Source organism: Porphyrobacter sp. MBR-155, assembly GCF_040547625.1.
Classification (GTDB): domain Bacteria; phylum Pseudomonadota; class Alphaproteobacteria; order Sphingomonadales; family Sphingomonadaceae; genus Erythrobacter.
Genome location: NZ_JBEPQB010000005.1, coordinates 96,106 through 108,170, shown reverse-complemented (window position 1 = coordinate 108,170; position 12,065 = coordinate 96,106). Strand labels below are relative to the sequence as shown.

14 protein-coding genes are annotated in these 12,065 nt (G+C 61.4%); 8 read left to right on the top strand and 6 right to left on the bottom strand.

Annotated elements, in window-relative coordinates:
- Positions 1–909, top strand: coding sequence for a GTPase Era (gene era / locus ABIE62_RS06955; protein WP_354324695.1), 909 nt, complete (start codon positions 1–3; stop codon positions 907–909).
- A gap of 13 nt (positions 910–922) precedes the next feature.
- Entirely contained in the window at positions 923–1,552 is a 630-nt protein-coding gene (locus ABIE62_RS06950; RefSeq protein WP_354324693.1) for a hypothetical protein, read from the top strand.
- 212 nt (positions 1,553–1,764) lie between these two features.
- On the opposite strand, the gene dnaN is transcribed toward ABIE62_RS06950, so the two are convergent.
- The 4 genes from dnaN to ABIE62_RS06930 all read right to left on the bottom strand — a co-directional run bounded on the left by dnaN (position 1,765) and on the right by ABIE62_RS06930 (position 5,660).
- A complete protein-coding gene (dnaN, locus tag ABIE62_RS06945; RefSeq protein WP_354324691.1) occupies positions 1,765–2,892 on the bottom strand; it encodes a DNA polymerase III subunit beta in 1,128 nt (375 codons plus the stop codon).
- Between the two features lie 162 nt (positions 2,893–3,054).
- On the bottom strand, positions 3,055–3,819 hold the full coding sequence (gene fabG, locus ABIE62_RS06940) for a 3-oxoacyl-[acyl-carrier-protein] reductase (protein WP_354324689.1): 765 nt from the start codon (positions 3,817–3,819) through the stop codon (positions 3,055–3,057).
- Complete coding sequence (locus ABIE62_RS06935) at positions 3,819–4,778, bottom strand: ACP S-malonyltransferase (RefSeq protein ID WP_354324971.1); 960 nt, start codon at positions 4,776–4,778, stop codon at positions 3,819–3,821. Before ABIE62_RS06935 ends, fabG begins: the two co-directional genes overlap by 1 nt.
- A gap of 51 nt (positions 4,779–4,829) precedes the next feature.
- Positions 4,830–5,660 (bottom strand): LD-carboxypeptidase, encoded by an 831-nt coding sequence (locus ABIE62_RS06930; protein WP_354324688.1) that lies wholly within the window; start codon positions 5,658–5,660, stop codon positions 4,830–4,832.
- A 56-nt stretch (positions 5,661–5,716) separates the two neighbouring features.
- Between ABIE62_RS06930 and ABIE62_RS06925 the strand changes: the two genes are divergently transcribed.
- Together ABIE62_RS06925 and ABIE62_RS06920 are read left to right on the top strand one after the other, a co-directional pair.
- Entirely contained in the window at positions 5,717–7,144 is a 1,428-nt protein-coding gene (locus tag ABIE62_RS06925) for a glutamate ligase domain-containing protein (protein ID WP_354324686.1), read from the top strand.
- Positions 7,141–7,410 carry a hypothetical protein gene (locus ABIE62_RS06920; RefSeq protein ID WP_354324684.1) on the top strand — a complete coding sequence of 90 codons (270 nt, stop codon included), beginning with the start codon at positions 7,141–7,143 and terminating at the stop codon, positions 7,408–7,410. Before ABIE62_RS06925 ends, ABIE62_RS06920 begins: the two co-directional genes overlap by 4 nt.
- Positions 7,411–7,451: 41 nt before the next feature.
- Here the strand turns inward: ABIE62_RS06920 and ABIE62_RS06915 are convergent, their stop codons facing one another.
- Together ABIE62_RS06915 and ABIE62_RS06910 are read right to left on the bottom strand one after the other, a co-directional pair.
- Entirely contained in the window at positions 7,452–8,093 is a 642-nt protein-coding gene (locus tag ABIE62_RS06915; RefSeq protein ID WP_354324682.1) for a glutathione S-transferase family protein, read from the bottom strand.
- A gap of 10 nt (positions 8,094–8,103) precedes the next feature.
- Positions 8,104–9,051, bottom strand: a complete 948-nt coding sequence (locus tag ABIE62_RS06910) for a DUF808 domain-containing protein (RefSeq protein ID WP_354324680.1) — start codon at positions 9,049–9,051, stop codon at positions 8,104–8,106.
- 211 nt (positions 9,052–9,262) lie between these two features.
- Between ABIE62_RS06910 and rpsF the strand changes: the two genes are divergently transcribed.
- From rpsF to ABIE62_RS06890, 4 genes are all read left to right on the top strand, one after another.
- On the top strand, positions 9,263–9,628 hold the full coding sequence (gene rpsF, locus ABIE62_RS06905; RefSeq protein WP_354324678.1) for a 30S ribosomal protein S6: 366 nt from the start codon (positions 9,263–9,265) through the stop codon (positions 9,626–9,628).
- Positions 9,628–9,852, top strand: a complete 225-nt coding sequence (gene rpsR, locus ABIE62_RS06900) for a 30S ribosomal protein S18 (protein ID WP_354324676.1) — start codon at positions 9,628–9,630, stop codon at positions 9,850–9,852. Before rpsF ends, rpsR begins: the two co-directional genes overlap by 1 nt.
- 13 nt (positions 9,853–9,865) lie before the next feature.
- Positions 9,866–10,477, top strand: coding sequence for a 50S ribosomal protein L9 (gene rplI / locus ABIE62_RS06895; RefSeq protein WP_354324674.1), 612 nt, complete (start codon positions 9,866–9,868; stop codon positions 10,475–10,477).
- 148 nt (positions 10,478–10,625) lie between these two features.
- Complete coding sequence (locus ABIE62_RS06890; RefSeq protein ID WP_354324673.1) at positions 10,626–12,062, top strand: AMP nucleosidase; 1,437 nt, start codon at positions 10,626–10,628, stop codon at positions 12,060–12,062.
- Positions 12,063–12,065: the final 3 nt, after the last annotated feature.

Sequence of the window (12,065 nt, the reverse complement as noted above, 5' to 3'; positions counted from 1 at the left end):
ATGACCAAACAAAAATGTGGCATGATCGCCGTGATTGGCGCGCCCAATGCGGGCAAATCAACTTTGGTGAACCAGCTTGTCGGCCAGAAGGTCGCCATCACCAGTGCCAAGGCGCAGACCACCCGCGCGCGGATGCTGGGGATTGCCTTGCACGAACTGGCAGGCACGCGGGTGCAGATGATTCTGGTCGACACCCCCGGCATCTTTGCCCCGCGCCGCCGGTTAGACCGCGCGATGGTAAGCGCCGCGTGGGAAGGTGCCGAGGCGGCGGACGCGGTGCTGCTGTTGGTCGATCCGATCAAGCAACGCCGCCACGAATTGGAGCCGCTGCTGGAGGCGTTGGCGAACCGCCCTGAACGCAAGATTCTGGTGCTCAACAAAGTCGACCGCGCCAAGAAAGAACCCCTGCTGGCGCTGGCGCAGGAACTGGCGGGCAAGGTCGATTTTGCCGAAATCTATTTCGTTTCCGCGCTGAATGGGGACGGCGTGCCCGAGTTGAAAGACGCGCTGGCGGGCATGATGCCCGAGGCTGAATGGATGTATCCCGAAGATCAGGTGTCAGACGCTTCAGAACGCCTGCTCGCCGCCGAAATCACCCGCGAACAGCTTTACCAACAGCTCCACGAAGAACTGCCCTATGACAGCGCAGTGCGGCCCGAAAGTTACACGGTGCGCAAAGACGGCAGCATCGAAATCCACCAGCAGATCGTGGTCGCCCGCGAAACCCAGCGCGCCATCGTGCTCGGCAAAGGCGGCGCGCGGATCAAGGCCATCGGCGAAGCGGCGCGCAAGGAATTGTGCGAGGTGCTGGGAGTAAAAGTGCACCTGTTCCTCCACGTCAAACAGTCGGAAAACTGGGCCGAGGACAAGGAGATTTTCGAGGAAATGGGGCTGGATTGGGTGCGGTGATGGGGTCGTGACTATGCCGAACCAGAGCCAAAACTCATTGGAGCGCTACATCCGAAAGACATCGGTTTACTTCATCCGTAGCGCATACGCGGTCGAGGTTACGCCTTGGACCACGAAAACCGATGTGGAAGCAGCCCTTTTTTTGCGGGGTGTGATTGTTTCAGCGCACGCGAGTATCGAAACACGCCTTGCTGAAGCCTGTGACCGCTTTGCTCAGTTTGAGACGGCTCAAGAGACCGTCAAAATCCCCTATTCCTTGAAAGACAAAATAAGCTACCTTCAACGCTTCTTTCGCCAACCACCTTTCGATAGCCATAAAATGACGGCTGAACGTTTCTTTCAAAGAGTTTTATCGGGAGCAGAGCTTCGGCATCAGATTGCCCACGCTAGAATGGAAGTCACAGATATCAGGTGGGGAGTGGATTTTTACGACTTCGTCACCCCCAAGAAGATGCCAACCGAATGCCGGCACTTGCGTCTATCTGTTGATGTGCTTGAAAAGGAAGCTTGGAGAGCAGCCCGCTTAAGCCGAATTTGTCAAATGCTATTGGGGCACTTGGACAGTCTTGATATTCTACCACCCTTCATTCCAGACGACTTCAACCGTCGATCAAAGGCTGCGTTCGAGCAGTCGATGCAGTGAAAAGCGTCGAAATAATCACCCCCGCCCCAGCTTCTCCATCCCTACTTCGTCATCGCGAGGCCCGCAGGGCCGTGGCGATCCATTAATCGAGGCGTACATTCAGCGGCCAAATTGCCACGGATCGCCGCATCCCCCGGCCCAAGTCCGCCGACCGCGTCTCCGGCGTAAAGCCTGTCCTCAAAGCCAGCCGCCATCGCGGAGCATTCAAACGGTCACACCCGCATCGGCATCAGCACATAGAGCGCCGGGCTTGCCTCGTTTTCGCGGATCAGCGTCGGCGCGCCTGCGTCGGCCAGATGCAGTTCGACCGTGTCGGCATCGATCTGGCCAAGGATGTCCTTGAGGTAATTGGCGTTAAAGCCGATCTCCAACGCTTCGGCGCGGTATTCTGCTGCCAGTTCCTCAGCCGCGGTGCCGTTATCGGGCGATGTCACCGACAGCGTGACGCGGTCCTGATCCAGCCCGATCTTGACCGCGCGGGTTTTCTCCGTCGCGATGGTCGCCACGCGGTCAACACCGGCGAAAAACAGTTTCGGATCGACTTTGAGCAGCTTGTCATTGCCGGTCGGGATCACGCGGCTGTAATCGGGGAAGGTGCCGTCGATCAGCTTGCTGGTCAGCACCACCCCGCCTTCACCGCCCATGGTGAAGCGAATCTTGCTGGCCGACAGGTCGATCAACACGTTACCATCGAGCGCTTCTTCGAGCAGCTTGCGCAGTTCGCCCACGGCTTTGCGCGGCACGATCACATCGGGCATCCCGGCGGCGCCTTCGGGCCGCGCCAAGGTGAACCGCGCGAGCCGGTGGCCATCGGTGGCGGCGGCTTTCAGCAGCGGTTCGTTTTCATCGGTCACGTGCAGGAAAATGCCGTTGAGGTAATAGCGCGTTTCCTCGGTCGAAATCGCGAAGCGGGTGCGGTCGATCAATTCAGCCAGCACGCGCGCGGGCAGTTCAAAACTGGTCGGCAGGTCGCCTTCGACGATCACCGGGAAATCATCGCGCGGCAGAGTCGGCAGTTTGAAGTTCGAACGGCCCGCCTTGACCTCAAGCCGGTTGTCGCTGGTGGTCAGGCTGACCTGACTGCCTTCGGGCAGTTTGCGCGCAATATCGAACAGCAGATGCGCCGACACGGTAATCGCGCCTGCCTGTTCGACCGACGAAGCCGACATTGATTCGACCACCTGCAGATCAAGATCGGTCGCCATTACGCGAACATTGCCGCCGTCGCTGGCGTCGATCAGCACGTTCGACAGGATCGGAATGGTGTTGCGCCGTTCAACCACCGACTGCACGTGGGAGAGGCACCGCAGCAGGGTCGCGCGTTCAATCGTGGCCTTCATCGCTTGTCCCTATCGTTCCCTTGTGTGGCAGAAGGACGAAGGAATCGCCCTCAAGCGCCAGAAAGTGCGTAAAACCTTAGCGCCGCTGACAATACGGGCAAGTTGGCGGCTTTGCGAGGGGCGTTTCCGCTGGGGATAAGGGGCCAAAACACCGCCCGCTGATCAGCCCAGCATCGCCATCCCGCCGTTTACGTGCAGCGTTTCACCCGTGACATAGGAGGATTCGCGGCTGGCAAGAAACGCAACCGCAGCGCCGATCTCGCTGCCTTCACCCATGCGGCCCATCGGAATGCGGCCATTGATCGCGGCCTGTTGTTTTTCATCGAGCGCTGAGGTCATCGCGGTGCGGATGAAGCCGGGGGCGACGCAGTTGGCGGTGATCCCGCGGCTGGCGACTTCCTGCGCAAACGCCTTGGTCATGCCGGTCAGGCCAGCCTTGGCCGCGCAATAGTTCATCTGGCCCGGATTGCCGGTCGCGCCGACCACGCTGGTGATGTTGATGATCCGCCCGAACCGCGCCTTCATCATCGGCTTGGCCGCGGCGCGCATCAGGCGGAACGCGGCTTCTAGGTTGATGCGGATCACCTGATCCCATTCATCATCCTTCATCCGCATCCCCAGATTATCACGCGTGATCCCGGCGTTGTTGACGAGGATGTCCATCGTGCCGAGCGTATCGAGCATCGCCGGGATCAGTTCTTCGACCTGAGTAGCGTTCCCCAGATCGCAGGTAATCTCGACATGGCCATCGTGATCGTGATGCGGATAGGATTCGTTGAGTTCATCGCGAAACGCCCGCAGTTTGGCCGCGTTTGATCCCGACAGCGCAAGCCGCGCGCCCTGGCTGGCGAGCGCGTGGGCGATCGACGATCCGATCCCGCCGCTCGCACCAGTGACCAGCGCATTCATGCCCTTGAGTGAAAACATCACACCAATTCCTTCGCAAACGCTTCAATATCCTGCATCGTCACCAAGCTTGCAACCTGCGCTTCGCGGTCGATCCGGCCAACCATCGGGCCGAGCACCTTCCCGCCCAGTTCGACGAAGCTTTCCACCCCATCGGCGCGCATGGCAAGCACGCTTTCGCGCCAGCGCACCCGGCCAGTGACCTGTTCGATCAGCAATCCGAGTTCTACTTCGGGATCGGTGACGCGCGCGGCGGTGACGTTGGCATAGAGCGGCAGGGTGAAGGCCGCGGGCGGGGTTTGGGCCAGGGCCTCAGCCATGCGTTCGGCGGCGGGTTGCATCAGCGCGCAGTGGAACGGCGCGGACACCGGCAGCAGGATGCCGCGCTTGATCCCGAACTCCTTGACCAGCGCGACGGCGCGCTCAATCGCCGCGGTGTGGCCGGAAATCACCACCTGCGAAGGATCATTGTCGTTCGCTACCTCACAAACGCTGATTGCGCCTCCCGCGTGGGGCCCCTGCGCCGCGGCCTCAGCCAGCGCCTTGGCCTGATCAATATCCGCCCCCAGCAGCGCCGCCATTGTTCCTTCGCCCACCGGCACGGCGGATTGCATCGCCAGCCCGCGCAGTTTGAGCAGCCGTGCGGTGTCGGAGAGGCTGAACGCACCAACCGCACACAGGGCGGTGTATTCGCCCAGCGAATGGCCCGCGACGCAGGCGCCGTGTTCGGTCAGTTGCACACCGAAATCGCGTTCCAGCACCCGCAATGTCGCCATCGCGTTGGCCATGATCGCAGGCTGCGCATTTTCGGTGAGGGTCAGGTCGGCTTCCGGCCCTTCGCGCATCAGTGCTGAAAGCTTTTGCGACAACGCCTCGTCCACCTCGCCAAACACCTCGCGCGCGGCCGCGCTTGCGTTGGCGAGATCTGCCCCCATGCCGATTTTCTGGCTGCCTTGACCCGGAAAAATAAACGCGCGCATCATGTGATCCTGTGCTGGTTTTTGGCCCCATTCTTGGTTTGGGGCGCGCGGTTAAGTCCGCGCGGGCGGGCTGGCAAGTCCGAAGGGCACAACCCTGTTGGCAGAATTGTGCCCGATCAACGCGCGCCCCAGATAGGGAATGCCCGCGCGCGAACACCAGAAACGGGCGATATCTTCTTCGTTCTGGCCGAATTCGACATAGTTTTCGGGCACGTCGGTGATCGCGCCCAACCGCAGCCCGGCAAGCCGGGGAAGCGTTCCGGCGAGATGAAAAAACATCCGGTCGATCGCGTAAAGGTGTTCGGACACCTCCTCAACCATCACCACATGGCCGGTCAGGTCAGGCATCAACGGCGTGCCCGCCAGCATTGCCAGCGTGATGAGATTGAACGCGGCAGCAGGCGTGGTGCCATCCAGGCTCGGTTCAATCCCGCTGGTATCCCCGCCGAGCCAGTCCAGCACCCGCCGGATCGCCGCGCGCCCACCTTCCGAACGCGCGCTGACCGGCATCGAGCCATGGACGCTCTGCCCGATTCCGGCGCGGTAGAGCGCCGCCAGCAGGTATCCGCAATCGGAAAAGCCGACATAAGTCTTGGCCCGCGCGGATGCGTTCATCTGTGCAACCGCAGCTTCGGCAATGCGGTTTGAACCGTAACCGCCCTTGGCAAACCATACGACATCGAACGCCGGATCATTGGCGCATTCGAGCAGCGCGGTCAGTCGCCGCAGATCATCCCCGGCAAAATGCCCGGCCCGTTCAAAAGACTGATCGTGAAACGTCACGCGGTGCGAGGGATATTCCGCCGCCACCAGCGCCAAGAGCGCATCGCGGTGCTCATGGGTGATCGGGGTCGCAGGCGCACAGATCGCGATATTCGTCATGCGCGGCAACCTATGGCGCTTGTCAGTGATGGCGCAAGTCAATAACCACGCCTGCTATGGATAACGGGATCGAGCCAGGGACGCAGCCGGAGCGCCCGCTATTCTTTTGCGGCATTGGCGGATCGGGGATGCTGCCGCTGGCGCAGATTGCGCGCGGGCTTGGCTATCGGGTCGCCGGATCGGATCGCAGCCGCGATCAGGGCCGCACGCCTGAAAAATTCGCATGGCTGGACGCCAATGATTTCGCGCTGTTTCCGCAGGATGGCAGCGGCATTACCTCCTCAGATCAAGTGTTGATCGCGTCAGCCGCGATTGAGGACAGCGTGCCCGAAGTCGCCCGCGCGCGCGAACTTGGCTGCGCACGATTGAGCCGGGCGGAGCTGCTATCGCAGTTGTTCAACCGCGCCGCGTGCTCGATTGCGGTTGGCGGCACCTCGGGCAAATCGACCGTCACCGGGATGATCGCGTGGATCATGCACCACGCCGGACGCGATCCCACGGTGATGAACGGCGCGGTGATGAAAAACTTCATTACGCCTGCCGATACCTATGCCAGCGCAAAAATCGGGCAAGCCGATATGTTCGTGAGCGAGGTCGATGAAAGCGATGGATCGATTGCGCTTTACCGCCCAACCATCGGCGTGCTGCTGAATGTCAGCCTCGACCACAAGAGTATCGAGGAACTGCGCGTTCTGTTCGGGGATTATATCGCCGCATCGCAAACAGCGGTAATCAATCTCGACAGTCCCGAGGCTGCTGCGCTTGCGGCGCGCGCGCGCTCCGCAGTTACCTTTGGCATCACCGCGTCCGGTGCCGACATTACCGTGGAGCCGGATTCGATCGAACAGGGCGCATTCGGCATTCGCGCAGTCGTGATCGACAACCGCAAGCGCGAGGTGCTCCCGCTGATCCTGCCGATGCCGGGCCTGCACAATCTTTCGAACGCGCTGGCAGCGATTGCCACGGCGAGCGCCGCCGGGATCGGCGTTTCCCAGGCCGCCTTTGCCTTGCGCAGTTTTGCAGGATTGGCGCGGCGATTCGATGTGACCGGCACCAGTGCGCAGGGCATCACGGTGATCGATGATTTCGGCCATAATCCGGAAAAATGCGCGGCCACCTTGCGCACGCTGAAGGCGACGCCCGGACGGGTGATCGCGTTTTTCCAGCCGCATGGCTATGGCCCGCTGCGCCAGATGGGGGCGGAACTGGCGCAGACCTTCGCCCGCGAATTGGGCGCGGATGACCTCACGATCCTGTGTGATCCGGTCTATTTCGGCGGGACGGTTGATCGCAGTGAAGGCAGTGAACGGATCGTCCAACTGATCGCGCAGGCCGGCGGTAAAGCCGAACACATCCCGGCGCGCGAAGATTGCGCGCAACGCATCATCGCCATTGCCCAGCCCGGCGACCGGATCGTGGTGATGGGCGCGCGCGATGATACGCTGACCCAGTTCGCCCAATCAATCCTCGCCCGCTTGCCATGACGCTTTATCGAAATGCGGTGCGCCACGCATGGCGGATGATTGCGGCGTTGGTGATTGCGGTGCTGTTGGTGGTGGGGGTTGACCGGTTTTACGGCCATTCCACCATCGCCTTTGCAGCGGCGATCATGCTGCTGTTGATCGCCAATGCCCCGATGCTGCGGTTTAACTGCCCGCAATGCGGCAAGAACGCGTTCTTCCGGGGAATCCTGGTTGTCCTGTGGCCCAATCGGAACTGCACCCGCTGCGGGCATGATCTGGATACTTAACCGACCGGCCGAAACCACGGGTTCCGGCACCATCACAAAGGCTATTTTTCGAGCGTCAGGCGCCCTTCCCCCTCCCGCGCGATCGCCCGCTGGTATGCGGGGCGCGCGGTCAACCGGGCGCGGTAATCCTTGAGGCTTTGCGGCACGCCATCATCCAGCCCCACGCTTTCAGCCAAAACCAGCGCATAGCCGACGCAGATATCGGCCACGGTAAAGCGATCAGCGCACAGGAATTCGCGGGCTTGAAGCCGCTGTTCAACCTTCACCAACCGCTTGTGGAACCACTTGGCATAGGCGTGCCCAGCCTCGGCCCAGCCCTTGTCCTTCTCGAAGATGGCAAACCGCATATAGACCGTCTGCGGAAAGGTGATCGTGGCATCGGCGTGGTATGTGTAATCGCAATATTCGCCGTAATCGCGTTCCCCCGGCGCGATGGCCAGCGGGGTGTAACCATCGCGGGTGGCAAGGTAATGCGCGATGGCGCAGCTTTCGGTCATCCGCGTGTCGCCATCCACCAGCAGCGGCACGGTGCCCAGCGGGTTCAGTTCCAGAAACTCTGGCGCCAGATAGCGCGGCGGAAACGGCAGGATGTTGAGGTCGATATCGACACCCGCTTCCTCTGCGGCCCATGTCGCGCGCAGGCCGCGTGACCGGGCGCAGGTGTAAAGGGTTGGCTTTGTCATAAGTGCAGACCTAATGCCCCTCACCAGCGCCGACACCCAGCACTTTGTGCAGGATAAAGGCAATCGCTGCGCCCAACACCAGCCCGATCGCCGCCGACAGCGCGGCATAGGTCAGCCAGCCTGCCACCCCGCCCAGCGCCCCGGCAGCAGCGGCCACAGCGCCCTCTGCCCCGTGGATAATGTCATAAATCGCATGGAAGCCCACTTCGTGGGTGCCGTGGACGATGATCCCGCCGCCAACCCACAACATCGCCGCCGTGCCCACCACCGACAGCGTGGTCAGCAGCCGGGGCACGAACCGCAGCAGGAAATGGCCGATGGACTGCTTCCAGCCATCCACCTGTCTGGTCAGGTGCAAGCCGATGTCGTCGATCTTCACGATCACCGCCACAGCGCCGTAAACCGCGACGGTCACGACGATGGCGACAAGCGCCAATGCCAGCCCGCGTTCCCACCACACGTCAAGGTCAATCGCCGCGAGCGTGATTGCCATGATTTCCGCCGACAGGATGAAATCGGTGCGGATCGCGCCGCCCACCCGCTCGTTTTCGAACGCCACCGGATCGGTGATTTCGTCCTCAAGCGTTACCCCGTGTTTGGCCTGCCCCAGCTTTTCCAGCACTTTTTCAGCGCCTTCGTAACACAGGAACGCCCCGCCGATCATCAACAGCCAGATGATCGCTCCCGACAGAAACTCCGACAGGATCAACGCGCCCGGCAGCAGGAACAACAGCTTGTTTTTCAGGCTGCCCTTGGTGATTTTCCAGATGATCGGCAATTCACGCGCCGGTGAAAGCCCGGTGACGTAACCCGGCGTGACCGCCGCATCATCGATGACAACGCCTGCGGTCTTGGTGCCAGCCTTGCCCGCAGCAACGCCGATATCGTCAATTGAGGCCGATGCCGCCTTGGCGATCACCGAAATATCATCCAGCAGCGCAACCAGTCCTGTAGGCACGTTCCATCCCCCTCAACGCGAATCGCGTTATCCAAACCCTGCGCCTGCCCGTCCGCTTCATCGCCGACAAGTCTTGCAATCACCAACGAAAGCTGTAAGGGGCCGCGCTTCGCATGGGAACCGCCCAGCGATGTATCGAAGAAAGCCGGAGGGGCCCCGTTCAGTCGGAACGGATCAGCCAGCGATCGGCAGGGAAGTGAAAGGACGCGAGATGGCTCTTTACGAGCACGTCTTTCTCGCACGTCAGGATCTGAGCCAGGCTCAGGTTGACGCGCTGGCAGCGCAAGCTACCGAAATCATCGAAGCCAACAGCGGCAAGGTCACCAAGACCGAAACCTGGGGCCTCAAATCGCTCGCCTACAAGATCGAGCGTAACCGCAAGGCGCATTTCGTGTTGCTCAACATCGATGCCCCCGGCTCGGTGGTTGCAGAGCTTGAACGCCAGACCCGTATCAACGAAGACATCATCCGCTACATGACCATCCGCGTGGACACCCACGAGGAAGGCCCCTCGGTAATGATGCGCAAGAACGACCGCGAGCGTAAGCGCCGCGAAACCCGTGAGGAGCGCGACTGATGGCCCGCCCGTTTTTCCGCCGCCGCAAATCCTGCCCGTTCGCGGCCAAGGATGCCCCCCAGATCGATTACAAGGACGTGCGCCTGTTGCAGGGCTTCATGTCCGAACGTGGCAAGATCGTGCCATCGCGCATCACCGCCGTTTCCGCCAAGAAGCAGCGCGAGCTCGCCCAGGCGATCAAGCGCGCGCGCCAGATCGGGCTGCTGCCCTTCATCGTGAAGTAAGAGGAGAAAGAACATGGATATCATTCTCCTCGAACGGATCGAGAAGCTTGGGTCGATTGGCGACGTTGTCAGCGTGAAGGACGGCTACGCCCGCAACTTCCTGCTCCCGCAGAAAAAAGCGCTGCGTGCCAACGACGCCAACCGCAAGGTGTTCGAAGCCAACCGTGATCGGCTTGAAACCGAAAACGCCGAACGTCGCGCCGGTGCTGAAAAGCAGGGTGAAGCCGTGGCAGGCGCAGAAGTGGTGCTGATCCGCGCCGCATCGAATGCGGGCCAGCTGTATGGCTCGGTCAGCGTGCGCGACATCGTTGCCGGCCTTGCCGATCAGGGTCACACCGTTGACAAGCGCATGGTCATCCTTGGCGCGCCGATCAAGAATATCGGTATGCACAATGTCACCATTGCCCTTCACCCCGAAGTGCGCGTGACGGTGAAGGCCAATGTTGCGCGGTCGGACGACGAAGCCAAGCTGCAGAGCGAAGGCGTGGACGTTCTGGCGCAGATGTTCGAAGACGAACAGCGCGAGATCGAAGAACAGGCCGATGCCACCCGCATCGACACCAGCCTCGAACCGGGTGAAATCCCCGCCGAATTGCTGGAAGAACGTGACGGCGACGACGCCTGATTGCTGGCGGCCTCAAGGCCACCACACATCACGCCACACATAACAAGGGCGCGGGGATCGGATCGATCCTCGCGCCCTTTTTGTAAACGGGGTTGGCCCGCGTCCAGCCTGACTTTGAACTTTCCCTTCAAGGAGCTATGCTGCTGCCATGATCGATATTCCCAGCATTCTCGCCCAGCTGCAGCAGCATTATGACCAATCCGTGCGCACCTTGCGCGACGATGTGATCGCCTTTGGCCGGGCAGGCACGATTCCGCCGCAGCGCAAGCGTGAGGATGGCAGCTATTCCTATCCGCAGATCACCTTGCGCTATGCCGGAATTGGCGCCCCGGTTGATCGCAGCCGGGCGTTTGGGCGGCTGGAAATGCCGGGCACCTACGCGACCACCATCACCCGGCCCGATCTGTTCGCCGGATACCTCACCGAACAGCTGCAACTGATCGCCAGCGAATACGAAATCGAAGTTTCGGTGGGCCGTTCGCGGCAGGAAATCCCGTTCCCCTACGTGCTTGATGGAGAGGCGGGTGCGGCGATGGTCGGCATTTCCGCGCAGGACATTGCGAAACACTTTCCCTCGACCGATCTTGCGCTGATCGGCGATGAGCTTGCCGACGGGATCGAGCTTGACGACGCGCGCGACATGCCGCTGTCGCTGTTCGATGGCCTGCGGACAGATTACTCGCTCGCACGGCTCAAGCACTATACCGGCAGCGAAGTCAGCGATTTTCAGGACTTTATCCTGTTCACCAACTATCACCGCTATGTCGATGAATTCGTGAACTGGGGCGCGCAGCAGATCGGCACGGATGGCTATGTCGCGCTGACCGGGGCAGCCGGGCTCGATATCCGCGAACCCGCTGCGAACGCGCAGGATCAACTCAACGACACCGCGTGGCGCCGCCACCAGATGCCCGCCTATCACCTGATCCGTGAGGATGGGCGCGGGATTACGCTGGTCAATATCGGCGTCGGCCCATCCAACGCCAAGACGATCTGCGATCACCTCGCGGTGCTGCGTCCGCATGCGTGGCTGATGATCGGCCACTGCGGGGGCTTGCGCTCCACCCAGAAGATCGGCGATTTCGTGCTCGCCCACGCCTATTTGCGCGATGATCACGTGCTCGATTCGGTGTTGCCACCCGAAATCCCGATCCCGCCGATTGCCGAAGTGCAACAGGCCTTGGCCGGGGCGGCAGAGGCGGTTTCTGGCACGCAGGGGGCCAATCTCAAACAACGGCTGCGCACCGGCACGGTGGTGACGACCGATGATCGCAACTGGGAATTGCTCTATTCCAGCAGCGCCAAACGTTTTTCGCAAAGCCGCGCGATCGCCATCGAAATGGAAAGCGCCACCATCGCCGCGCAGGGTTATCGCTTCCGGGTGCCCTACGGCACGCTGCTATGCGTCAGCGACAAGCCGCTGCATGGCGAAATCAAGCTGCCGGGGCAGGCCAACCAGTTCTACGAAGAAGCCATCGCCGCGCACCTGCAAATGGGCATCGTGGCGTGCAAACGCCTGCGCGACGAAGGCGACCGGCTGCATTCACGCAAATTGCGGGCGTTTAACGAGCCGCCGTTTCGGTGAGTA

Bases quoted from the DNA above. Each gene is read 5' to 3' on its own strand.
- ABIE62_RS06915 (WP_354324682.1), bottom strand. From the start codon at position 8,093: ATGACAAAGCCAACCCTTTACACCTGCGCCCGGTCACGCGGCCTGCGC.
- rplI (WP_354324674.1), top strand. From the start codon at position 9,866: ATGGATATCATTCTCCTCGAACGGATCGAGAAGCTTGGGTCGATTGGC.
- ABIE62_RS06930 (WP_354324688.1), bottom strand. From the start codon at position 5,660: ATGACGAATATCGCGATCTGTGCGCCTGCGACCCCGATCACCCATGAG.
- ABIE62_RS06920 (WP_354324684.1), top strand. From the start codon at position 7,141: ATGACGCTTTATCGAAATGCGGTGCGCCACGCATGGCGGATGATTGCG.
- ABIE62_RS06925 (WP_354324686.1), top strand. From the start codon at position 5,717: ATGGATAACGGGATCGAGCCAGGGACGCAGCCGGAGCGCCCGCTATTC.
- rpsF (WP_354324678.1), top strand. From the start codon at position 9,263: ATGGCTCTTTACGAGCACGTCTTTCTCGCACGTCAGGATCTGAGCCAG.
- ABIE62_RS06935 (WP_354324971.1), bottom strand. From the start codon at position 4,778: ATGCGCGCGTTTATTTTTCCGGGTCAAGGCAGCCAGAAAATCGGCATG.
- dnaN (WP_354324691.1), bottom strand. From the start codon at position 2,892: ATGAAGGCCACGATTGAACGCGCGACCCTGCTGCGGTGCCTCTCCCAC.
- ABIE62_RS06950 (WP_354324693.1), top strand. From the start codon at position 923: ATGCCGAACCAGAGCCAAAACTCATTGGAGCGCTACATCCGAAAGACA.
- ABIE62_RS06890 (WP_354324673.1), top strand. From the start codon at position 10,626: ATGATCGATATTCCCAGCATTCTCGCCCAGCTGCAGCAGCATTATGAC.
- fabG (WP_354324689.1), bottom strand. From the start codon at position 3,819: ATGTTTTCACTCAAGGGCATGAATGCGCTGGTCACTGGTGCGAGCGGC.
- rpsR (WP_354324676.1), top strand. From the start codon at position 9,628: ATGGCCCGCCCGTTTTTCCGCCGCCGCAAATCCTGCCCGTTCGCGGCC.
- era (WP_354324695.1), top strand. From the start codon at position 1: ATGACCAAACAAAAATGTGGCATGATCGCCGTGATTGGCGCGCCCAAT.